A 22821-nucleotide genomic window follows, 5' to 3' on the forward strand; every position below is an offset into this window, starting at 1 on the left:
CTACGCGATGACGCCGAACTCCAATCGGGTGTCACCGTACCGGCGCTCCCCGTCGGCCTCCCACCCGTGCGGCCAGGTCAGTCCCGGGCCGGCCGCCGGGCGCTCGATCACCGCGAGCGTGCCCGGGCGCACCCACCCGTGCGCAAGCAGGGCGGCCAGCACGCGCTCGATCGCGGCGGCCTTCACCTCGTACGGCGGATCGGCGAAGACCAGGTCGACCGGACGGCTCGCGTTGCCCTGCACCACTTTGTCGACCGGGCTGCGCCGCACCACCGCGCCCTCGGCGCCGAGCGCGGCGATGTTGGCGTCGATCACTGCGGCGGCACGACGATCGGATTCCACCAGCAGCGCCGACGAGGCGCCGCGCGACAGCGCTTCCAGCCCGAGCGCACCGGAGCCGGCGTACAGATCGAGCACCGCGATCCCGTCGAGGTCCATCCGCGCCTGCAGCAGGTTGAACAACGACTCCCGCACCCGGTCGGTGGTCGGACGGGTTCCGCTCGCGGGCACCGAGATTCGGCGTCCCTTGAACTGTCCGGCGACGATCCGGGTCAGGTTGTCACCACTGCCAGCAGGTCCCCGCCCTCCACCTGGGCGGTGCCGGTCACGGCGATGCGCTCGATGGTGCCGGCCTTGGGTGCGGTGATGGCGGCTTCCATCTTCATGGCTTCGATGGTGGCGATGGTCTGTCCGGCCTCGACCTTGTCGCCGGTCTGCACGCCGACGGTGACCACACCGGCGAACGGCGCGGCGACATGGTCGGGGTTGGCCCGGTCGGCCTTCTCCGCGGCGGCGATATCGCTGGCGATGCTGCGGTCGCGCACCAGGACCGGGCGCAGCTGGCCGTTGATGATGCACAGCACCGTGCGCATCCCGCGCTCGTCGGCATCGGAGATCGCCTCCAGCCCGATCAGCAACTCGACGCCGCGCTCCAGGAAGACCCGGTGCTCCTCGCCCTGGCGCAGACCGTAGAAGAACTGGTTGGCACTGAGCCGCGAGGTGTCACCGTACTGGTCCCGGTGGGCCTCGAATTCCTTTGTCGGACCGGGGAACAGCAGCCGGTTCAGGACGGCTTGGCGCTTGGTTCCGGGCTGGGCCAGCACCGTCTCGTCCTCGGCCGACAACGCCTGCTCGGCTTTGGCTGCCGCCCGACCGGTCAACGCCTTGGTGCGCAACGGTTCCGGCCAGCCTCCGGCCGGGTCGCCGAGTTCACCGCGCAGGAATCCGATCACGCTGTCGGGGATGTCGTAGCGGTCGGGGTCGGCGGCGAACTCCTCGGCGTCGGCACCGGCGCCGACCAGCGCCAGCGCCAGGTCACCGACCACCTTGCTCGACGGGGTCACCTTGATCAACCGACCCAGCACCCGATCGGCCCCGGCGTAGGCGTTCTCGACGTCCTCGAACCGGTCCCCCAACCCCAGCGCCACGGCCTGGGTGCGCAGATTGGAGAGCTGCCCACCGGGGATCTCGTGGGTGTAGACCCGCCCGGTCGGCGCCGGCAACCCGGCCTCGAACGGGGCGTAGACCTTGCGCAGCGCCTCCCAGTAGGGCTCCAGGTCGCACACCGCGGCCAGGTCCAGACCGGTGTCGAATTCGGTGTGCGCGGTCGCGGCCACGATCGCCGAGAGTGCGGGCTGACTCGTGGTGCCCGCCAGCGGGGAGGACGCCCCGTCCACCGCGGATGCCCCCGCGGTCCAGGCCGCCAGGTAGGTGGCCAGCTGCCCACCCGGGGTGTCATGGGTGTGCACATGGATCGGCAGATCGAACCGCTGCCGCAACGCGGTCACCAGTTTCGTGGCGGCCTGCGGGCGCAGCAGCCCGGCCATGTCCTTGATCGCCAGCACATGCGCACCGGCCTCGACGATCTGCTCGGCCAGCCGCAGGTAGTAGTCCAGGGTGTAGAGATCCTCGGCCGGATTCGAGAGGTCACCGGTGTAGGACATCGCGACCTCGGCGACGGCGGTGCCGGTCTCGCGCACCGCGTCGATGGCCGGGAGCATCGAGTCCACATTGTTCAGCGCGTCGAAGATCCGGAAGATATCGACCCCGGTGGCGGTGGCCTCGTCGACGAACGCCTTGGTGACCAGTTCCGGGTACGGGGTGTAACCCACGGTGTTGCGCCCGCGCAGCAGCATCTGCAGACAGATGTTGGGCATCGCCTCACGCAGCGCGGCCAGCCGCTCCCACGGATCTTCCTTCAAAAAGCGCAGCGCCACATCATAGGTCGCGCCACCCCAGCACTCCACCGACAACAACTGCGGCGTCATCCGCGCGATATAGGGCGCGACCAGCAGCAGACCGTTGGTGCGCACCCTGGTGGCCAGCAGCGACTGGTGTGCATCCCGGAAGGTGGTGTCGGTGACCCCGAGCGCGGGCGAATCACGCAGCCAGGCGGCAAAACCCGCGGGTCCGAGGTCCTCCAGCCGCTGTTTGGAGCCGGCCGGGGGCGGCGTGGTCAGGTCCAGGTCCGGCAGTTTGTCCTGCGGATAGACCGTTGCGGTCCGCTCGCCGTGCGGCTTGTTCACCGTGACATCGGCCAGATAGTTCAGGATCTTGGTGCCACGGTCGGCCGGGGTGTGCGCGGTCAGCAGCTGCGGGCGCTCGTCGATGAACGACGTGGTGACTCGACCGGCCCGGAAGTCCGGATCATCGATCACCGCGAGCAGGAACGGAATGTTCGTGCTCACCCCGCGCACCCGGAACTCGGCCAGCGCGCGCCGCGCGCGGGCGGCGGCCATCGTGAAGTCCCGGCCGCGGCACGTCAACTTCACCAGCATCGAATCGAAGTGCGCGCTGATCTCGGCACCGGTGTGGGTGCCGCCGTCCAGGCGGATACCGGCACCGCCCGGAGACCGGTAGGCGGTGATACGGCCGGTGTCGGGGCGGAATCCGTTGGCCGGGTCCTCGGTGGTGATCCGGCACTGCATGGCCGCACCGCGGATCTGAATCGACTCCTGGCTCAGGCCGAGATCGGCCAGGGTCTCCCCCGCCGCGATCCGCAACTGTGAGGACACCAGGTCCACATCGGTGATCTCCTCGGTCACCGTGTGCTCCACCTGAATGCGCGGGTTGCACTCGATGAACACGTGGTGGCCCCGCTCGTCGAGCAGGAATTCGATGGTGCCCGCGCAGAAGTAGTCGATGTGGCGGGCCAACGCCACGGCGTCCGCGCAGATCTTCTCCCGCACCGCGGGATCCAGATTCGGCGCCGGCGCCAACTCGATGACCTTCTGATGGCGGCGCTGCAGACTGCAGTCGCGCTCGAACAGGTGGATCACATTCCCGACGCCGTCGGCGAGAATCTGCACCTCGATATGGCGCGGGTTGATCACCGCCTGCTCCAGGTAGACCATCGGATCGCCGAACGCCGACTCGGCCTCACGGCTGGCGGCCTCGATCGCCTCCGCCAGACCCGACGCCTCGGCCACCCGGCGCATACCGCGCCCGCCACCCCCGGAGACCGCCTTGACGAACAGCGGGAACTCCATCGATTTGGAGACCTCGACGAGTTCGGAGACCGAGTCCGAGGGCTCCGAGGACGCCAGCACCGGCAACCCGGCCTCTTTGGCCGCCGCGATCGCGCGCGCCTTGTTGCCGGTCAGTTCCAGCACATCCGCCGACGGACCCACAAACGTGATGCCCTCCGCCGCACACGCCGAGGCCAGCTCCGGATTCTCCGACAGGAACCCATAACCGGGATAGACGGCGTCCGCACCGGCATGCTTGGCGACCCGGATGATCTCCGCGACCGACAGGTAGGCCCGTACCGGATGGCCCTCGTCACCGATCTGGTAGGACTCATCGGCCTTGAGCCGGTGCAAGGAGTTGCGATCCTCGAACGGGTACACCGCCACGGTCGAGATGTTCATCTCGGTCGCCGCACGGAAGGCACGGATGGCGATCTCGCCGCGGTTGGCCACCAGGAGTTTGGAAATCACGGCGCTACCCTAACTTCGGTGTTGTTACCTGGATGTAACACCGGCGTCGCCGCCAGGATCACACCAGCGTCGACCAGTAGTTCCAAAAACGAACCAGGATCATCAGCAGCACCGCGGTGAACCACAGCGCCACCAGCGACCACCGCCATTGGTACAGCGCTCCGCCCGCCCCGGCACCGGTATCGGCACGTAGGGCGATCGACGCGACGATCACCAGCAGCGGGATGGTCACCGCCCAGACGACCATGCAGTAGGGGCACAGCGCCCCGATGCGATAGAGGCTCTGGAAAATCAGCCAGTGCACGAACACGGCGCCCAGCGCGGTGCCGACGGCCAACCCCGTCCAGTACCAGCGCGGCAGGTTCACCCGCGCGACGGCCAGCACGCCGGTGACCAGCACGACGGTGAAGGCGATGATGCCGAGCAGGGAGTTGGGAAACCCGAACACCGAGGCCTGCGGGGTCGTCATCACCGAACCGCAGGACAGCACCGGATTCAGGCTGCACGACGGGATATAGCTCGGGTCGATCAGGATCTCGATCTTCTCGACGGTCAGCGTCGCGGCGGCGGCGAGCCCCAGCACGCCGGCGGCGAGCACGCCGATCGCACTGGACCGGCGCACACCACGCCGCTCGGCCGGAACCTCGGCCGATTCGACGTCAGGGGCAACGGTCACGGCATCCCCGGGACGTCGCCGACGATCTCCTTGACCTTGGCGACCAGGGCCTCGGGGGTGCTGTACTGGTAGTCCTCACCGTTGATGCGCACCGTCGGCGTGGCGTTGATCTCGGTGGCGGCAGCCATCCCGGAGGCCATCTCGACGTAGCGGCCCTTGTCGATGCACTCGGGCACCTTGCCCGCGGCGCCGGCCTGGCGGGCGGTCTCGATGAGCTGGGCATTGGTCGGGTACGCGCCGCCGGTCTCGCTGGGCTGCTGGGCATAGAGGGCGCCATGGAACCGCCGGAACGCATCGGTGGATTCGTCCGCGACGCAGTAGGCGGCCCCACTGGCCCGCGACGAGTAGTTCTGGTTCCCGGCGCTGTCGAGAATGCCGACCATGTAGTAGTCGACCGCGATCGCGCCGCCGTCGATCAGCTTGTTGATAGTGGGACCGAAGGCCTTCTCGAAGGCCCCGCAATGCGGACAGAGCGGATCCTCGTAGACCGACAGCACGAACTTCGGCTCGATCCCGTCGTCCTTCTTGACCACGGTGCTCGACTCGATGCGCACCGAGCGGGCCTCACCGGCTTCGGGCTTCGTTTCGCCCGAGAGCACGATGTAGAGCACCAGGGCCACCGCGAAGAGCACCACGACCGAGGTGAGCCCGATCTGCACGAGAAGGTTGCGCTTACGGTCGGCGGCCTTCAAGTCGTAGCTGGCCTGCTTCTTCGGTTTGTTCGCCACGGGTGCAGCCTACCGGCTCAGGTGGGCCCGCAGCGCCGAGGTCAGGTCGGTCAGCGCCACGTCACTGCCGCCACCGAGCGGGAAGAAGTTGACGAACCCGTGCGTCAGGGACCCGTACTCGCGCAGGTCGACCGGGACACCCGCGGCCGCCAGCGCCGCGCCGTAGGCCGCGCCCTCGTCGCGCAGCGGATCGAACCCGGCGGTCAGCACCAACGCCGGAGACAGCCCTGACAGGTCGGTGGCCCGCAGCGGCGCGACCCGGACATCGGTCGGCGAAATATCGGCGCCACCGATGTAGTGGGTGTTGAACCAGTCGATATCCGCCTTGGTGAGGAAGTAGCCGTCGGCGAACAGGGTGCGGGACACGGTCTCGCCCTGCGGGTCGACCATCGGGTAGATCAGCAGTTGCAGGATTGGCAGGGCCAGTCCGGTGTCGCGAGCGGCCTGGGTGACGACCGCGGCCAGGTTTCCGCCTGCGCTGTCCCCGCCGACGGCGATTCGTCGCGGATCGGCACCGAGTTCGCCGACGTGTTCGACCGACCAGCGGTAGGCGGCCAGGCAGTCCTCACCCGCGGCGGGTGCCTTGTGCTCGGGAGCCAGCCGGTAGTCGACCGACAGGACGTGCACCCCGGCGTCGTGGCAGATGCGCCGGCACAATCCCTCGTGGGTGTCGAGGCTGCCGACGACGAATCCGCCGCCGTGAAAGAACACCAGCAGCGGCGCTCCGGGCTCGGCCGCGTAATGCCGGACGGGGAGCGCACCCGCGGGCCCCGGGATGGTGAAATCGCGCACCGGGACGACGACCGGAGCGCTCAGGGCCGACGCGACGCTGTCGAGTTGGTTCCTGGCGACGTCGACGTCGTCGCTGGCGACGAGGCCGTCAACCCCCGAGAGCCGCTGCGCGTTGAGCATCAGCTGCAAGGTGGTGTCCAGCGTGTTGCCCTCGATGGTGATCGAGCGCCGGCCCAGCATCAACCGTTTGACGGGGTCGGGGATCCGCGCCATCAGCGGCAGCGACAGCCGGCTGGCGGCCGCGGCGAATTTCAACCGGAACGGACTAGGACTGCGCCGTGCTGGCAGACTTTGCGTCATGACTGGCCTTTCGAATCCCACGCTGGTGCTGAACGACGGTAATTCCATCCCCACGGTCGGGTTGGGAGTTTGGCAGACCCCGGCCGAGCAGACCCGGCAGGCGGTCGAAGCAGCCCTGTCGACGGGGTACCGGCATATCGACACCGCCGCGGCATACCAGAACGAGACCCAGGTCGGTGAGGCCCTCAAGGCCGCCGCCGACAACGGTGTCGCGCGCGAGGATGTGTTCCTGGTCACAAAGCTGTGGAACGCCGAGCATGGATATGACAAGGCGCTCAAGGCCTTCGACGCGAGCGCGAAGCGCCTCGACGTCGACTACGTGGATCTCTACCTCATTCACTGGCCGATGCCCGAGGTCAACCTGTTCGTCGAGACGTTCAAGGCGCTGGCCGCGTTGCGCGACGAGGGCCGGGTGCGGTCCATCGGCGTCAGCAATTTCGCTCCGGAACATCTGCGGACGCTGGTGGACGGCACCGGGGTGGTGCCCGCGGTGAATCAGATCGAACTGCACCCGCGGTTCCCGCAGCAGGAGTTGCGGGAGGTCCACGCCGAACTCGGTATCGCCACCGAGGCGTGGAGCCCGCTCGGCCAAGGCGCGTTGCTGAGTGACCCCACCGTGGTCGCGGTGGCCGAAGCCCACGGTAAAACCCCAGCCCAGGTGCTGATCAGATGGCATCTGCAGCTGGGTAATATCGTCATCCCGAAGTCGGTGAACCCCGACCGGATAGCGAGTAACTTCGACGTGTTCGATTTCGAGCTCACCGCGCAGGACATCGAGTCCATCGCGACACTCGACGACGGCACCCGACTGGGACCGGATCCGCGGACTTTCAACTGGACAGGCTAGGTAGACATGACATCGGCAGCTGCGGCGCCAAACATCGGCTTGAGCGATGAGAACACCATCCCCGCCCTCGGCATCGGCGTGGGCGGTCTCTCGGACACCGAGGCCGAGAAGGCGGTGGCGACCGCACTGGAAATCGGTGTCCGCCTTATCGATACCGCGGCCGCCTACGGCAACGAGGAGGGCGTCGGCCGGGCCATCGCGGCCTCCGGCGTGCCGCGCGCCGAGATCTTCCTCACCACCAAACTCGACATCCCCAACCTGGGATTCCAGGCGTCCCAGGATGCCGCGAAGGCCAGCCTGCAGCGACTCGGCCAGGACTATGTCGACCTGTACCTGATCCACTGGCCCGGTGCCGACAGCGGCAAGTATGTGGACAGCTGGGGCGGGTTGTTGAAGGTGCAGGGCGACGGCCTCGCCAAGTCCATCGGTGTCGCCAACTTCACCTCAGAAGATCTGTCCACCATCATCGACCTCACCTATGTGGTGCCGACGGTCAACCAGATCGAACTGCACCCACAGCTGGTGCAGACCGAACTCCGCGCCGACCATGCCGAGCGGGGCATCGTCACGCAGGCCTACAGCCCGCTGGGCGTCGGCACGCTGCTGGAGCACCCGACGGTCACCTCGGTCGCCGGCGAGTACGACCGCACGCCCGCCCAGGTGCTGATCCGCTGGAGCCTGCAGATGGGCAATGCGGTCGTTTTCCGTTCGACGTCCGCGGAACGCATTGCGCAGAACTTCGACGTGTTCGACTTCGAGCTGGCCCACGAGCATCTGGCCGCGCTGACCGCCCTCGACGACGGCACCCGGTTCCGTCCGGATCCGGCCACCTACACCGGGGAGTAACTCCCCCGGCTCGCCGGACTACCCGACAGGTGCCGGTGCCTTCTGGGTCTGTGACGCCGAGACCGTCAGCGCGGCAAAGGCACTCAGCCCGGCGATGACGAAACACAGCGCCGTGTACCAGAGACTGCCGACCGGGTCACCGTTGTCGGTGACACCGTCGACCGCTCCGAGGTAGGCGGGCAGCGCGGTCACCCACAACACCGCCATCACGGCCAGGTAGCCGACACTGAAGCGCACCATCAACGGATTCGCGTACCGCGACTCGGTGGCGCCGGCCGGCGTATTGCGCAGTCGCTGCCACTGTTTGACCAGCACCGGCGCCGCGACGGCGGCGATCACCACGAGCTCCAGCGCGTACACCACGCCCATCACGGTGACGTTCGTGAACGATCCGATGACCGTCGCGGGGGCGGGCAGCAACACCGTGCCGATCGAGGCCAGCAGCCCGATGACAATGGTGCGCCAGATGATTGCCCACCCGCTGAAGCGTCGGCCGCGGTCGGCGTGACGGCCGACGAAGAACTGCACACAGAAGGCCAGCGACATCGGCCACAGCGCGGCGAACACCACGACGCTGGGCAGCGGCACCGCGTCCAGGAACGGCTGATTCATCGGATGATCCAGCGTCCACTCCCACCAGCGCAGTTGCGGGCCCAGGTGGTCGAAGATCTCGTAGAAGGCGTGGTGCACGAAGCCGACACAGACCGCACCGACCAGCGTGCCGTAACGGCGAAACACCCCAAGGGTTCTGACGATCTCGAAGGCGATCGTCGCCATCATGGGGTAGATCGCCACGATGTAGAGCGGTAGGCGACCCCACAGGAAGTCGACGGTGAACACGTTGTGCGCGAACATGGTGTCGACGTGCTCGGCGATGCCGAACTGCGCCGGAAAGTACAGCGGCGGTTCGATGATCAGCAGGTAGGCGATGGCACCGAACCACAGCGCGATGTTGGTCGCGTCACCGTGACGACGAAGCCGGATCACCGCGTAGACCAGCGCCAGGATCGCACCGAGAATGACGGTGAGTTCGAGCACCGGAAGTGTCCAGTTCTCCAGGCCGAACGGGCTGCGCAGCTCGACCAGTCCGCCGGCCTCCGCACAGGAGAAGCCCAGCCGCTCGGCGAGTTGCTCGAATGTGGGTGCACACAGATCAGACATCGGCCACCTTCTTCCCCGCCGTGTACCACTGGGTGACGTCATAACCGGCGTCGAAGCGATCGAACCATTCTCCGGCCAGCACGGGGAGTTTTTCGTGTTCCGGGTTGTGGCCGGGGATCTGGCTGCGCACGATGCCGGCCAGCGCAGCGGCCATCTCGCGCTTGGGCAGATGGGCGAACGCGTTGGCGAGCGGACCGTAGTCGGGGCGGCGTCCGATGCGGGTGAGGAACTGGTTCTTGCGCCGTTCCAGGGCGAAGGTCGACACCGCGTCGACCTTGCGCACCTCCAGCGGGATGTGCTTGTTGAAGCCGTCGCACGCCAACCGGACGACGTCCATCACATGTTTGAAGATCGACGGTGCCACCCGCATCCGGTACCAGGGATCATCGACGAGTCCGTCGTAGATGATCAGCGCGGAACTGCGGTGCTCGACCTCCTCGACGAAATGCCACAGGAACAGCGAGGCCACCCGGTCGTCGCCGGGGGCGAACAACGTGTCGTCGTGGTCGAGCATCAGTTTGAAGACCGGCGTGAAGGTCGCCTCCAGATCGGCGGTATAGGCCAGCCGGTACTTCAGCGGCTTGGTCTCCACGAGTTCGTCGTAGGCGGCGATCACCGCATCCAGGGTCTCCTTGAGCGCCGGATAGGCCTTGATCAGCCCGCGCGCATGCTGCCGGTGAGCCATCGAATGCTGGCCCTCCTGCCGCGTGAACGCGTCGGCCTCTTCGGCGATCACCGGCTCGGTGAGCAGCGGTTTCGCTTCCGCCATCGTGGTGACGATCATCTTCTCGAACGCGATGGCCAGAAACGACACCGCGTTGGCCATGGCGGAGAACGCCGGGTTGGTCTCATTCCACAGGAACGGCACGTCGTGGTCGGCGAAACCGAACCGCATCTTGCGCACTTGAAGCTGAGTCATGCCGGGCAAACTATCACACGACCATACATATCTACGTATGACTGTATGATTACCGGAGCGTGCTACGGTCGCGTACCGCCGAGAGGAAGTTGGCCATGGCACGCAGGCGCGGGTGGGGTGGAAATCCGCCGCAGACCGATGAAGAGGCCACCCAGCGCATCATCACGGCCGCCGTCGACCTGATCAGCGCCACCGGGTCCGCCGTCTCACTGGCCGAGGTGGCCAATTCACTGGGCATCATCCGCCAGACCGTCTACCGCTACTTCCCGACCTCCGATGCGTTGATGCGCGCGGTGGCAATGGGTTCCGTCGATGCCTTCCTGGACCGTCTCGCCGCGAGTGTGCGCGGGATCCACGACCCCGCCGACGCACTGACCCAGGGCACCGTGTTCACCCTCGACGAGGTCAGCCGAACCCCGCATCTGGGCATCCTGCTCTCAGAGTCCTACCCGCACAACCACAGTGAAGACCTCACCTCTGCGGAGGCCCGTGCGATCGGGATGCGCATGGTCGACCGGTTCGACGTGGACTGGGCCGCGCACGGATACGACGAGGCGAGCCTGCAGGAGCTGGTGGAGTTCACCTTGCGGATCATGTTGTCCTTTTTCGTCGCACCCAATGACGGGCAACGCTCACCCGAAGAGCTTCGAAAATTTCTGCGGCGCTGGCTCGGTGGCGCAGTGGCCGCTCAGCGCATCGAACAATGTCCCGGCGGTTGAACCACTTGCCTTATGGTTAGCCCGTGGAAGGGACGCCGTTCGGCCGATACCGCCTGGTGAAGGTGCTGGGCCGCGGCGGCATGGGCGAGGTCTGGCAGGCCTACGACACCGCGATGAACCGGGTCGTCGCGCTGAAGGTGCTGCCCCCGAACCTCGCCGACGACGACACCTACCAACGGCGATTTCGACGCGAAGCCCAGATGGCGGCCGGCCTCGACGAACCGCATATCGTGCCGATCCACGATTTCGGCGAGATCGACGGACGTCTCTACGTCACCATGCGGCTGATCGAGGGCAGGACTGTCCACGAGTTGCTCGAGACGGGGCCGATGACCGTCCCGCGCGCGGTCGCCATCACCGAGCAGATCGCGGCGGCGCTGCACGCCGCGCATCGCGTCGGGCTGGTGCACCGCGACGTCAAGCCATCCAACATCCTGGTGACCGACGAGGATTTCGCGTACCTGATCGACTTCGGGATAGCCCGCACGGCCGGGGCCACCAAACTGACCAGCACGGGGTCCACCATCGGCACCCTGGCGTATATGGCGCCCGAGCGACTGTCCACCGACACCTGTGACGCCCGCGCCGACGTGTACGCCCTGACCTGCGTGCTGTACGAGTGCCTCACCGGATCACAGCCCTTTCCGGGCGACAGTGTGGAACGCCAGATCACCGGGCACCTCACCCTTGCACCGCCGCGGCCCTCGGCCATGCAGCCGGCGGTGAGCGCCCAAATGGACCAGGTCATCGCCACCGGCATGGCCAAGAATCCCGAGCACCGGTACGCCAGCACCCGGGATCTCGCGATCGCCGCGCGGGCCGCCGTGGCCCCGCCGCCCGCGGCCGCCGGGCAACCCACCGCACCCGGCTGGCCGGTACCGATCCCCTATCCGTCGTCGGGTTTCACCCCCGCCCCCCATCAACAGCATTGGCCCTCGGCACCCGCGCCGCACTGGCAGCAACCGCCCACACCGGCCCGGCCCTGGTGGCGGGGGCCGGCGATCCTGATCCCGATCGGCCTGGCGGCCATGCTGGCGGTCGCCGTGACCGCGGCGGTTCTGGTTCTCAGCGGTGACGACGATCCCGCGCCGGGTCAGCAGATCGCCAGCGCGACTGAAACTCGCAGCCGCAACGGTAGTACCAATACCACTGCACCGCAGAGCAATCCGCCGACCGCGACACCGACGCCGGTGAACCCGTCGCAGATGCAGACCGCCGAAGGCCTGTCCGGCCTGCTGCAGACGATGCGCGACAAGTTCGGCGACACCATGGGATTTTCCCTGGTGGTCTACCCCACCTATGCGGTTTACGACCGGCCTGACCCGACGAACTCCAAGGTCGAGCAGAGTTTCACCTACCGCGGCGACGGTTGGCAGGACTGGGGCTCCCCGATGTCGACGGGCGCCTTCGATTACCTGGCCGACCTCAGCCAGATCGACGCGACCGCAGTGGCCGCAGTCCTCGCGGATGCGCCCCGGCACACGGGCGCCCCGGTCGGCTCGGAGAGCTACCTCATCATCGAAGGCGCCGAGGGCGGCGGCCTGGAACTGGCGATCCACTCCACCGCCCCCGGAACCGGCTTCATGCAGCTCAATCCGGACGGCAGCATCGCCAAGGTGTTTCCGCCGTGACGGCCACCGCACCCCGCCGCGCGCTGCGCAGGGATGCCGAACGCAATCGGCAGCGCGTGCTCGACGCCGCCCGCGATCTGTTCGCCCAGCGGGGCCTGGAGGCCACCCTCAACGACGTGGCGGAGCACGCGCACGTCGGGGTCGGCACGGTCTACCGACGTTTCGCCACCAAACAGGAACTGCTCGACGCGATCTTCGAAAGCGCCATCGACCAGATGGTGGCGCTCGCCGAATCTGCATTGGAGCATCCGAACTCGTGGGACGGCTTCGTCTGGTTCGTGGAGCAGCTGTGCGAGCTGACGGCCAGCGATCGGGGACTACGGCAGATGGTCTACAGCACCGCCTACGGCGGCTACCCTGTCGAATGCGCCCGATCCCGCCTGGTGCCGCCGATCTCGCAACTGTTCGAACGGGCCCGCGCCGACGGACATCTGCGGGCGGATGCCGAACACACCGACATGCCGATCCTCAGTCTGCTGGCCGGCACCGTGAGTGAATGGGCCGGCCATGTGGAACCCGACCTGTGGCGCCGCTATGTCGCGCTGTTACTCGATGGTCTGCGTCACCGCGACGGCCAGACCCCGCTGCCCGTCGATGCGCTCGATGACGATCAGATGGACACGGCCATGCACGGCTGGCAGCCGGCAGGGTGAAAGCCTACGGGCCCAGTAGAATTCGGGACAGCTCGGTGGTCGTCTCGACCCCGTCGTCGTAGCCGCCCTCGCCACCGAGACCGTTCATGATGGCCAAGGTGTAACGCTGGCCCGGTCCGGCGAATCCGACGGTGTTGACCACCCAGCCGCCCTCCTCCTGCGACCAGCCGTTCTTGTTGCCGGGGGCCATCGCGGCGCCGGCACCCCAAACACCCCACTGCTGCGCGGCATCCACCCGTTGCATCTCGGCGATCACGGCGGCGGAGTTGGCCGGCGTGAGTCCGGTCAGCACGTAGTTCATCAGGGCGTCGAAATCGTCCGCGGTACCTTTCTGGAAGCCCCAGTACGGGTAGACGTCCCCGAATCCCGGCTGGGGCGCCACGTTCGTCATCCCGTAGCGGGAGAAGTTCGCATTGAACACATTCGCCGTCCCGCCATAGCGCGACCACAGCGAGTCCGCCGCGGAGTTGTCCGACCGGCGCAACATCGCGGCCATCTGTTCCCGGTCGGCGGCGGTGAGGCGCAAGGCGCCGGCCTGCTCGCGGCTGAGCAAGTCGGCCACCATCGCCAGTTTGATGGTCGACGCGGTCCAGATCGGTGTCCCCGCCGCGGCACTGCGGTAGCGCACACCGGTGACACGGTCACGCAGCACGAAACCGACCGTGCCCGGGCGGTCGGCGAGGTACGCCTCGGCCGCAGAAATGCGTTGCCGGAGGACACATTCGTGGCCTTCGGTGGTGCAACTTGCCGAGGCCACCGGAGCCATGACCAGGCTCACCGACAGCATCCAGAGCACGGCCAGCGCGCGGCAGCGTCTCACCCCAGCGCCCTGTCGATGGCATCGCGCAGATCTTCGGATCGCTGCACCGGGATCTGCTCGTCGCCGATGAAGAAGGTGGGGGTGCCCCGCACGCCCAGCATCTCGCCATCACGTTGATCGACGCGAATGCGCTCCAGGGTTGCCGGGTCGGTATAGGCGGCGTCGAATTCCGCCATATCGAGTCCGAGACCCGCGGCGAAGCCCCGGAAGACGTCGTCGGCGGGCGTGCGCCGTTCGCCCCATTCCGGTTGTGTGTCGAACATCTTCTGGTACATCGCCTCCAGCCTGCCCTGCTGCGCGGCGGCTTCCACGGCGCGCGCGGCGCGTTCGCCGTTGACGTGACCCGCCAGCGGGAAGTACCGCAGGACGAATTCGACGCGGTCGCCGTACTCGTCGCGCAGGTCTTCGACGATGGGATAGGCGGCCCGGCAGCCTTCGCATTCGAAGTCGAGGAACTCGACAAACGTCACCCGGGCATCCTGCGGATCGTTGAGGCGGTGGCTACTGTCGCGTACCACCGCCACGGCGCCGGTGGCCGGACTCTGGGCGGCGCGACGATCATCGCCACGGGTGGCCAGCACCACCACACCGACGGCAACGATCACCAGCACGGCCACGGCGGTCACCCAGACGCGGCCCGCGCGGGTCTTCAACACGGCATCTCTCCCCCGCCGCACGGCTCACGGTGCGCCGCGCGGCCTTGACGTGCATCTACGTAGCTAGTACGTAGAATGTTAGCGCACGGGCACTTCGACGGACGGCAGGACAACGGGGATGAGGAGCGCGACGCGAGTGAGGGCAACCGGCCTGCTGGCCGTGGTCACCGTACTGGCGGTGCTGACCGGGTTGACGGCCTGCACCTCGGCTCCCGCGCCACCGCAGGCGCAGACGGTATCGAACAAGGGCACGCCCTACGGAGATCTGCTCGTTCCCACCTTGAAGGCATCGGTGCGCGACGGCGCCATCGGGGTCTCGGTCGAGCAACCGGTGACCGTCAGTGTCGAGGCAGGCGTGCTTGGCGAGGTGCGGCTGGTCAATGCGCAGGGCCGGGTTGTGGAAGGTGAATTGAGCCCCGACGGTGTCTCTTGGCGCTCCGCCGAACCGCTGGGATACAACAAGCAGTACACGCTCGAGGCCGATGCGTTCGGCCTGGGCGGGGTGACCCATACCAGCGCCACCTTCGAAACCCACTCCCCGCAGAACCTGACCATGCCCTACGTCACGCCCGGCGACGGTGCGGTGGTCGGTGTGGGCCAGCCGATTTCGGTGAACTTCGACGAGGTCATTGGAGACCGCCTCGCGGCGCAACGGGCCATCACCGTCACCACGACACCCGAGGTGGAGGGTGCGTTCTACTGGCTCAACGGTCGTGAGGTCCGCTGGCGACCCGCGCAGTACTGGAAGCCCGGCACCACGGTGGAGGTCCGAGTCAAGACCTACGGCGTGGATCTGGGCGACGGGCTGTTCGGCCAGGACGATGTCACCACCCGGTTCACCATCGGCGACGAGGTCATTGCGACCGCCGACGACGCCACCAAGACGCTGACGGTGCGGGTCAACGGCGAAGTGGCCAAGACCATGCCGATCTCGATGGGCAAGGACTCCACCCCCACCGACAACGGCAGCTACATCGTCGCCGAGCGCCTCGCCGACATGGTGATGGATTCGTCGACCTACGGCGTGCCGGTGAACTCGCCCGACGGGTACCGCACGGAGGTCAAGTGGGCCACCCGGATGTCCTACAGCGGAATCTTCGTGCACGCCGCGCCGTGGTCGGTGGGCAGTCAGGGCCGGGCGAACGTCAGTCACGGCTGCCTCAACGCCAGCACCGAGAACGCGAAATGGTTCTACGACAACACCAAACCCGGTGACATCGTCGAGGTGGTCAACACCGTCGGGGCGACGCTGCCCGGCACCGACGGTCTCGGCGACTGGAACATCCCGTGGGAGCAGTGGAAAGCGGGTAACGCCGCGGCCTGATCGCCAGTGGTTCGGCGGGCAGGAGTGCAGCGACTCGGGGATCAGTGGTGGCAGATCAGATTGATGATCACCGGAGCGGCGGCGGTCGCGGCGATGGTCGCCGAGGCCAGCAGGCGATGACGGCGCACGGTGGCCTGCCGCGGCGGGACGAGTAGCCGGTTGGCCCGCACCGCGATCGCGCTGGCGCCGACGCCCAGACCGGCCGCCTGCACGGGTCCGGCCAACTCGATCATCCCGGCGACCAACGCCCGGCTACCGTGCCGGCGCGCGGCGGCGTCATCGGCACACATCTCGAGCAGTTCGCCGACCGCCACCGCGGCTCTCGGGAAGAGCGGCAGGTGCCCCAGGGTCGCCGCCAGCGCCCGCAACACCATCAGCACCTGGTGATGGCGCCCGGCGATATGGGCGTTCTCATGTGCGAGCACGGCATCCAACTGGGGCCCGGTGAGGCGCTGCACCGCCGCGGTGGTCACCACGATGGCGTTCGGCCGGCCCACGACGCAGTACGCGGCGGGCCGCTGGGCGTCGAGCAGGAAGACATCCGGCCGATCGGTCGGCACCCCGAGCAATCTGGCGGTATGAGCGTGACGGTGGCTGCGTGAGCGCAGTCCGAGCACCGATCTGCCCACCTTGAGTCCCACACCGACCGACACGATCACGCCGGCGGCGACGGCGAACAGCAGTCCCGGTAACCCGGGTGTGGCGACCTGTTCGGGCAGGCCGAGCAGTTCCAGGCAGACGACGAGCACCGGCGAGTCCGGCAGAGCTCGTAACCCGTTGACCGTGAACAACGTGATGGCGACCGCCCAGGTCACCAGCACGCCGATGACGGCGGTCAGCCAGGCCGTCACGCTCAGAAGCGGGTTCAGCCCACCCTGAGTGAGCCGGGACAGCAGCGGCGGCGCCAGCCAGGTCACCAGTACGCCGTAGCCGAGCAGGTAGACCGCGGCAGTCATTGACGGCGCTTCTGGGTGCTCGAGGATCGCAGCGCCGCCTTCAGTTGCGCAGACTCGTCGGCCGACATCTGTTCGACGAAGAACGCCAGCACGGCCTCGGGTTTCCCACCGGCCTCGAAGGCGGCGCGCATCAGATTCGCCGACCGCTCCTCCCGCGTCATCGTCGCCCAATAGCGGTAGGCCTTACCCTCCCGCTCGCGCCGCACCCAACCCTTGCGATGCAGATTGTCCAGGGTCGAAAGCACCGTGGTGTAGGCGATCTGGCGGGCATCGGTGAGCTCTTCGAACACTTCGCGAACCGTGACACCATGCTCGCGGCCCCACACCCGGTCCATCACCGTGGCCTCGAGGTCGCCGAAGCCTCGCTGCTGCATGCACACCTCCGGGCTTTGCTGCCGGTCTGCGCGGTTCCGGCCCTGTACGCCCAATCTATCGCGAAATCGGTTCTCAGATTCGGCGCGGCACACGTCCCTGGTCGCCTAACCTCACCTTGGTGGGGAAAGGGCGACACTCGGCGCAGTTCGGCATGACCACGCCGGGGGGCCCATGCGACACCGAGCAGATTGCTGCCGTGAGCGCCCTGGTCGGCCGACGCCCGCAATACCTGCTCTGGTACCAGGATTTCGCGTCCGCCGCGCCGGCGGCACAGCTCGATGCCGCCCACCGATGGGGCGCCGAACCGGTGCTCACCTGGGAGCCGTGGACGTGCACGGACCGCGGACCCGACACGATGCGCCGGTTGGCGAGCGGCGCTCTGGACGATTTTGTGCACGAGTGGGTCACGCAGTTGCGAGATTGGCAACATCCGGTGTGTTTGCGCTTTGCCCACGAATTCAACGGAAGCTGGTATCCGTGGAGCCCGGCCGGGGGCACCACACCCCGGGATTACGTGGCGACCTGGCGTCGCGTCCACGCCATCGCCGCCGCGGCCACCAACGTGCGGTGGATGTGGTGCGTGGACGCGGCGCTCACGCACCACAACTCGCTCACCGACTGGTATCCCGGTGATGAGTTCGTCGACTCCTTCGGCGTGGACGGCTACAACTGGGGCACCACCCGGCCCGGCAGCTCATGGCGCGAGGCCGAGGAGATCTTCGACGCCGCGCTGGCCCAGATCGTCGGCCTGGCCGATGGCCGGCCCGTGTTGATCTCGGAGGTCGGCTGCGCCGAATCCGGTGGCAGCAAACCACACTGGATCACCGCCTTCGTCGACTACGTCCGTGACCAGCCTGACGTGACGGGTTTCATCTGGTTCGATCACGACAAGGAAACCGATTGGCGGATCGCCAGCACGCCCCGGTCGGCGGCCGCGATGCGCAGTGCGCTGGGGGGCGATGATGAGCGTTGAACCGCTGTCCACCCGGTTTGTGCTGCCGCCCGCCGTGGAAGCCGAGCGGGTGCACGCGGTCGATCAGCTCTATCTGCTGGACTCCCCGCCGGAAGACCGGTTTGCCCGGGTCACCAGCATGGCCCGCTGCGCGTTGGGGGTGCCGATGGCGGCGGTGTCCCTGATCGCCGCCGACCGCCAATGGTTCAAACAGGCTGACGGGCTGGATCTCGACGGCAGCATTCCGCGCGAGCAGACGATATGCCAGGCCACCATCGCCCGCAGCTATGACGAGGACCTCAGCCCCCTGCTGGTCATCGAGGACACCCGCCGCTCCGAGTTCGCCGAGCTACCCGCCATCCGCGCCGAGGGCGGGATCCGTTTCTACGCCGGCTATCCGTTGTACGGCCCGAACGGACACGCGGTCGGCACCTTCTGCGTATACGACACCCAACCCCGCACCTTCGATGCCGGACAGCGGCGCACCTTTGTGGAGCTGGCGGCATGGGCCGAACGCGAGCTGCAGAGCACCGATGACCTGGAGCGCGCGGCCGCCGTCCAGCGCCAGCTGCTTCCATCACCGCTGGCCGAGTTGCCCGGCTATACCGTGCATGCGCTCTGCGTGCCCGCCTACGCGGTCGGCGGCGATTTCTACGACCACTACCCGGTGCCCGGTGGTGTGGTGTTCACCCTCGCCGATGTCATGGGTAAGGGCCTGGCGGCGGCCATTCTCGCCGCGACGGTGCGCTCGGCATTGCGCGGGGCGTCGCGGGCGGTCGAACGATCGGGCGCCGAGTCCGACATTGCCGATGCGGTGACCGCGGTGGCCCGCCAGATCTCCGATGACCTGTCCAGCACCGACAGTTTCGTGACCCTGGTGCACATGATGCTGCACACCGGCGAGGGTCTGCTGGATTACGTCGATGCCGGCCACGGGTTCGCGGTGCACATCCGCAGCGACGGGTCGGTCGCACAGTTGCGCGGCGATGGTCTCCCGCTGGGCGTCTCCCCCGAAGACGCCTGGACGTCTCGACGCATACGCCTTGAGCCCGGCGAGAGTGTCATCCTCGCCTCCGACGGAGTGCTGGATCTGGTCAGCGACGGGTGCGATGTCCGGCCCGCGCTACAGTTCGTCGCTGGATGCACCGACCCTGCCGAGCTGATAGGCCGCATCCGGGGGTTGTCGGGTGCCCAACAACCCCTCGACGATGTCACGCTCGTCGCCGTCCGCCGCGAGCCGCTATGACGCACCGCCTGCCGAATTCCGACGTCGGGCGACTCCCTTCGCCGTGGCTGCGGCTGCTGATCCTGTGCACGGCGCTGCTCGGGATCAACTACATCATCTGGCGCTGGACATCCTCCCTGAACTGGTCGGCATGGTGGATCGCGGTGCCGCTGGTGCTGGCCGAGACCTACAGCGTCATCGACTCGTTGCTGTTCGCGATGACGATGTGGCGGGTGCTGCGGCGACACCCGCCACCCCCGCCCCCCGAGGGCGCCACCGTCGATGTGCTGATCACCACCTACAACGAGCCCATCGCCATGGTGCTGGACACCGCACGCGCGGCCCTCGCCATTCGCTATCCGCACAGCACCTGGATTCTCGATGACGGAAACCGCGACGAACTTCGTTGCGCTGCCGAAGAACTGGGCGTGGGCTATGTCACCAGGTCAGCCCACTGGCAGGACAAGCCACGCCATGCCAAGGCCGGCAATCTGAACAACGCGCTGTTCGAGACCCAGGGTGAGTACATCCTCGTCCTGGACGCCGACCAGGTTCCCGACCCCCGGATCCTGGACCACACATTGGGCTACTTCCGAGATCCCCGGATGGCTCTGGTGCAGACGCCCCAGTACTTTCACAATGTGCCCTTCAGCGATCCGCTGGGCAGTCAGGCACCGCTGTTCTACGGACCGATCCAGCAGGGCAAGGACGGGTGGAATGCCGCCTACTTCTGCGGATCTAATGCGGTACTGCGCCGCGAAGCGCTGATGCAACTCGGAATCCGCGGTTATGTCCGGGCCGTCGAGGACGGCATCAAACGCACCTTGTACGCGGCCGGGAAGATGCTCAAGACTGCGTCCGCGCAGGCAGATTCCGAGCACCCCGCGGCGCAGGCGGCGCTGCAGTCGGTCCGGGAGGCGACCGCCACCGCCCGCAAGCAGCTGCACGGCAAACGCGAATTGGCCGATATCACCTTCGAGTTCCAACAGCGGGTGGAGGCCGCCGCCCGGTCGGTGGTCGACGCGGATGTCACCGCGATGCGCGCCGACCTGGAGGTGATCACCGCGTTGCTCGAGGATCCCGAACACACCTCCGCCGCCGTCATCTTCGACGATGCGGCGCTCACCTCGCTTGCGAGCCGCGAGTGGTCCCCGCTCGGCGCCATCGAGTCGATCGGCGCCATGGTCCGAGCGGTGGACGTCGGACGCGATGACGAAGCGCAGCCGGTTCTGCCGATGGCCACGATCTCGGTGACCGAGGACATGGCAACCTGTATGCGTCTGCATGCCCAGGGCTGGAAATCGGCATACCACCACGAGGTGCTGGCGCGTGGCTTGGCGCCCGACGACGTGCGCACCATGATGACCCAGCGGCTGCGCTGGGCGCAGGGCACCGTCCAGGTGATGCTGAGGGAGAACCCGCTGCTGCTCAAGGGTTTGAGCATCGGACAGCGCCTGATGTATTGGGCGACGATGTGGAGCTACCTGGCCGGATTCGCCGCGCTGGCCTATATCGCCGCCCCGGCAATCTTCTTGATCTTCGGGATCATGCCGGTGCAGGCATACAGCTGGGATTTCTTCGGGCGGTTGATTCCGTTCCTGATCCTCAACCAGATGATGTTCATCATTATCAGTCGCGGCACCCCGACCTGGCGGGGTCAGCAGTACAGCCTCGCGCTCTTTCCGGTGTGGATCCGGGCGTGCGTCACCGCATTCCGCAACGTCTACTTCGACAGGCCGTTGGGTTTTGCGGTCACCCCGAAGACGAAGCAATCGGTCGATGCCATCCCATGGCACCTCGTCAAATGGCAACTGATGGCCATCGCGATGCTTGTCGTGGCATCGGTGATCGGCATCGTCCAGTTGTACTTCGGCGCCATCTCGGTGCTGGGTGTCGGTGTGAATCTGTTCTGGGTGCTGTTCGACATTGTCATCCTGAGCGTGGTGTTCCAGGCCGTCCGCTACCGGGGCCACGAACCCGAGGCCCCCGATCGAGAAGGAGTTCCATGAGCCAGTTCTCCACCCATACGCAGCCGTCCGGGGTCGTCGTGGTCAAGCCGACCGGGCGTCTGAACATGGTTGCCGCGCCCACACTCCGCAAGGAACTGCACACGATCGTCGAGGGCGGGCAGACTCGCGTGGCGGTCGACCTCAGCGCGGTCGACTTCATCGACTCGTCCGGTCTGGGCGCCCTGATCTCCGGGCTCAAGGTCGCCCGGCAGGCCGGCGGTGACCTACGGATCGCCGCACCCACCCGTCAGGTGATCGCAGTCCTCGAGCTGACCAACCTCAACCGCGTACTGCGCGCACATCCCGACGCCGGCACCGCATTCGATGACTGATCCAGAGCCATTCGTGCTGGATACGATCACCGGTCCCGACACCTTGGCCGACATCCAGCAGACTCTCGATCGGGCGTGGGCCTGCCACGAGGTCCCCGAGCTCGTGCGCCTGCACATGGATCTGGCCGCCGGAGAGATCGGCGCCAACATCATCGAGCATTCTGGCGACGGCCAGCCGGTACACATGCGGATGTCGATCGAGCTGACGGCCGATACCGTTCGCGCCGTGTTCACCGACGATGGCCATCCGGCACCCATGGACCTGAGCCGCGTACAGCTGCCCGATGAGATGTCCGAACACGGGCGGGGACTCGCGATCGCCTTCCGGGTACTCGATGAGCTGTCCTACCGCCGCGACACCGAGGGCAACCACTGGACATTGGTGCACAGCCGCACCTAGATCGCGCCTGTGGCGGTCGAGTTGCCGATCTAGGTCGACAGCCTGGAGAAGGTCGGGAAACGCGTGATCACAAACCGAGGTCAGACAAGCTCGGGTGATCCTCCGGTCGTGATGCACTCCGGTCCCAGAAGAATTTGCGCTCACCTTCGTCGATCTGCACGTCGTTGATGCTGGCGTGGCGGTGTGTCATGAGGCCGTGTTCGTTGTAGAGCCAGTTCTCGTTGCCATAGGCGCGGAACCATTGACCCGAGTCGTCGCGATATTCGTAGGCAAAGCGGACCGCTATGCGGTCCTCGCTGTGCGCCCACAGCTCTTTGATGAGGCGGTACTCGTGTTCGCGGTCCCACTTGCTGCTCAGAAAGTCGATGATCTGGGCTCGGCCTGCCAGGAACACCGAGCGGTTGCGCCAGACGCTGTCGATCGAGTAGCCCTGCGCCACGACTTGCGGATCACGGCTGTTCCAGGCGTTTTCAGCGAGCCGGACCTTCATGATGGCCGATTTCTCGGTGAACGGTGGGACAGGCGGCTTCGCGGTGACGGCGGTGTTCGTAGTCATGGTCGT

The 22821-nt window shown here is 67.1% G+C and carries 23 protein-coding genes; 11 read left to right on the top strand and 12 right to left on the bottom strand.

Translation table 11 applies throughout. The features are described 5' to 3' along the window. Genes rsmD through A7U43_RS20180 form a run of 5 tightly spaced genes read right to left on the bottom strand, consistent with a single transcriptional unit; the run spans position 1 to position 6434 of the window. Positions 1-555, bottom strand: a complete 555-nt coding sequence (gene rsmD / locus A7U43_RS20160; RefSeq protein ID WP_082902447.1) for a 16S rRNA (guanine(966)-N(2))-methyltransferase RsmD — start codon at positions 553-555, stop codon at positions 1-3. Beyond that, positions 552-3938, bottom strand: coding sequence for a pyruvate carboxylase (locus A7U43_RS20165; RefSeq protein ID WP_067998765.1), 3387 nt, complete (start codon positions 3936-3938; stop codon positions 552-554). The genes rsmD and A7U43_RS20165 overlap by 4 nt, the downstream gene beginning before the upstream one ends. 58 nt (positions 3939-3996) lie before the next feature. After that, a complete protein-coding gene (locus A7U43_RS20170; RefSeq protein ID WP_067998767.1) occupies positions 3997-4614 on the bottom strand; it encodes a vitamin K epoxide reductase family protein in 618 nt (205 codons plus the stop codon). After that, positions 4611-5342: a DsbA family protein gene (locus tag A7U43_RS20175; protein WP_067998769.1), complete on the bottom strand. Its 732-nt coding sequence runs from the start codon at positions 5340-5342 to the stop codon at positions 4611-4613. Before A7U43_RS20175 ends, A7U43_RS20170 begins: the two co-directional genes overlap by 4 nt. A 9-nt stretch (positions 5343-5351) precedes the next feature. After that, positions 5352-6434, bottom strand: a complete 1083-nt coding sequence (locus A7U43_RS20180) for an alpha/beta hydrolase (protein ID WP_067998771.1) — start codon at positions 6432-6434, stop codon at positions 5352-5354. Here A7U43_RS20180 and A7U43_RS20185 point away from each other — a divergent pair. Next, positions 6433-7281 carry an aldo/keto reductase gene (locus tag A7U43_RS20185; RefSeq protein WP_067998773.1) on the top strand — a complete coding sequence of 283 codons (849 nt, stop codon included), beginning with the start codon at positions 6433-6435 and terminating at the stop codon, positions 7279-7281. The two genes, A7U43_RS20180 and A7U43_RS20185, sit on opposite strands and share 2 nt — an antisense overlap. Before the next feature lie 6 nt (positions 7282-7287). Continuing rightward, on the top strand, positions 7288-8127 hold the full coding sequence (locus A7U43_RS20190) for an aldo/keto reductase (RefSeq protein ID WP_067998776.1): 840 nt from the start codon (positions 7288-7290) through the stop codon (positions 8125-8127). An 18-nt stretch (positions 8128-8145) separates the two neighbouring features. Here the strand turns inward: A7U43_RS20190 and A7U43_RS20195 are convergent, their stop codons facing one another. Continuing rightward, the gene (locus A7U43_RS20195; RefSeq protein ID WP_067998778.1) at positions 8146-9288 is read right to left on the bottom strand and encodes a DUF7802 domain-containing protein; all 1143 of its coding nucleotides are present in this window, start codon (positions 9286-9288) and stop codon (positions 8146-8148) included. Further along, positions 9281-10207, bottom strand: a complete 927-nt coding sequence (locus A7U43_RS20200; RefSeq protein WP_067998780.1) for a metal-dependent hydrolase — start codon at positions 10205-10207, stop codon at positions 9281-9283. The genes A7U43_RS20195 and A7U43_RS20200 overlap by 8 nt, the downstream gene beginning before the upstream one ends. Before the next feature lie 95 nt (positions 10208-10302). Between A7U43_RS20200 and A7U43_RS20205 the strand changes: the two genes are divergently transcribed. The 3 genes from A7U43_RS20205 to A7U43_RS20215 are packed head-to-tail and all read left to right on the top strand — an operon-like array spanning position 10303 to position 13210. Further along, positions 10303-10926 (top strand): TetR/AcrR family transcriptional regulator, encoded by a 624-nt coding sequence (locus A7U43_RS20205; RefSeq protein WP_067998782.1) that lies wholly within the window; start codon positions 10303-10305, stop codon positions 10924-10926. 23 nt (positions 10927-10949) lie between these two features. Next, positions 10950-12557 (top strand): serine/threonine-protein kinase, encoded by a 1608-nt coding sequence (locus A7U43_RS20210; protein WP_067998784.1) that lies wholly within the window; start codon positions 10950-10952, stop codon positions 12555-12557. Beyond that, positions 12554-13210, top strand: coding sequence for a TetR/AcrR family transcriptional regulator (locus A7U43_RS20215; protein WP_067998786.1), 657 nt, complete (start codon positions 12554-12556; stop codon positions 13208-13210). The genes A7U43_RS20210 and A7U43_RS20215 overlap by 4 nt, the downstream gene beginning before the upstream one ends. Positions 13211-13214: 4 nt before the next feature. Here the strand turns inward: A7U43_RS20215 and A7U43_RS20220 are convergent, their stop codons facing one another. Both A7U43_RS20220 and A7U43_RS20225 read right to left on the bottom strand, forming a co-directional pair. Further along, entirely contained in the window at positions 13215-13976 is a 762-nt protein-coding gene (locus A7U43_RS20220; RefSeq protein WP_068003268.1) for a serine hydrolase, read from the bottom strand. Between the two features lie 50 nt (positions 13977-14026). Beyond that, positions 14027-14686 carry a DsbA family protein gene (locus A7U43_RS20225; protein ID WP_082902229.1) on the bottom strand — a complete coding sequence of 220 codons (660 nt, stop codon included), beginning with the start codon at positions 14684-14686 and terminating at the stop codon, positions 14027-14029. Between the two features lie 118 nt (positions 14687-14804). Between A7U43_RS20225 and A7U43_RS20230 the strand changes: the two genes are divergently transcribed. Further along, on the top strand, positions 14805-16010 hold the full coding sequence (locus tag A7U43_RS20230; protein ID WP_067998787.1) for a L,D-transpeptidase: 1206 nt from the start codon (positions 14805-14807) through the stop codon (positions 16008-16010). Between the two features lie 41 nt (positions 16011-16051). Here A7U43_RS20230 and A7U43_RS20235 read toward each other — a convergent pair whose 3' ends face one another. After that, positions 16052-16966 (bottom strand): M56 family metallopeptidase, encoded by a 915-nt coding sequence (locus A7U43_RS20235; protein ID WP_067998789.1) that lies wholly within the window; start codon positions 16964-16966, stop codon positions 16052-16054. Then, complete coding sequence (locus A7U43_RS20240; protein WP_067998791.1) at positions 16963-17340, bottom strand: BlaI/MecI/CopY family transcriptional regulator; 378 nt, start codon at positions 17338-17340, stop codon at positions 16963-16965. Before A7U43_RS20240 ends, A7U43_RS20235 begins: the two co-directional genes overlap by 4 nt. Positions 17341-17537: 197 nt before the next feature. On the opposite strand from A7U43_RS20240, the gene A7U43_RS20245 reads away from it, so the two are divergent. Genes A7U43_RS20245 through A7U43_RS20265 form a run of 5 tightly spaced genes read left to right on the top strand, consistent with a single transcriptional unit; the run spans position 17538 to position 22259 of the window. Then, the gene (locus A7U43_RS20245; RefSeq protein WP_231963361.1) at positions 17538-18314 is read left to right on the top strand and encodes a glycoside hydrolase family 26 protein; all 777 of its coding nucleotides are present in this window, start codon (positions 17538-17540) and stop codon (positions 18312-18314) included. Continuing rightward, complete coding sequence (locus tag A7U43_RS20250) at positions 18304-19539, top strand: PP2C family protein-serine/threonine phosphatase (protein WP_067998796.1); 1236 nt, start codon at positions 18304-18306, stop codon at positions 19537-19539. Before A7U43_RS20245 ends, A7U43_RS20250 begins: the two co-directional genes overlap by 11 nt. Then, a complete protein-coding gene (locus A7U43_RS20255; protein ID WP_067998798.1) occupies positions 19536-21527 on the top strand; it encodes a glycosyltransferase in 1992 nt (663 codons plus the stop codon). Before A7U43_RS20250 ends, A7U43_RS20255 begins: the two co-directional genes overlap by 4 nt. Continuing rightward, positions 21524-21859 (top strand): STAS domain-containing protein, encoded by a 336-nt coding sequence (locus tag A7U43_RS20260; protein WP_067998800.1) that lies wholly within the window; start codon positions 21524-21526, stop codon positions 21857-21859. The genes A7U43_RS20255 and A7U43_RS20260 overlap by 4 nt, the downstream gene beginning before the upstream one ends. After that, positions 21852-22259: an ATP-binding protein gene (locus A7U43_RS20265; protein WP_067998802.1), complete on the top strand. Its 408-nt coding sequence runs from the start codon at positions 21852-21854 to the stop codon at positions 22257-22259. Before A7U43_RS20260 ends, A7U43_RS20265 begins: the two co-directional genes overlap by 8 nt. A 67-nt stretch (positions 22260-22326) precedes the next feature. Here the strand turns inward: A7U43_RS20265 and A7U43_RS20270 are convergent, their stop codons facing one another. Next, a complete protein-coding gene (locus A7U43_RS20270; protein ID WP_067998804.1) occupies positions 22327-22815 on the bottom strand; it encodes a nuclear transport factor 2 family protein in 489 nt (162 codons plus the stop codon). Between the last annotated feature and the right edge of the window lie 6 nt (positions 22816-22821).

The organism is Mycobacterium adipatum, assembly GCF_001644575.1.
GTDB classification, from domain to species: domain Bacteria; phylum Actinomycetota; class Actinomycetes; order Mycobacteriales; family Mycobacteriaceae; genus Mycobacterium; species Mycobacterium adipatum.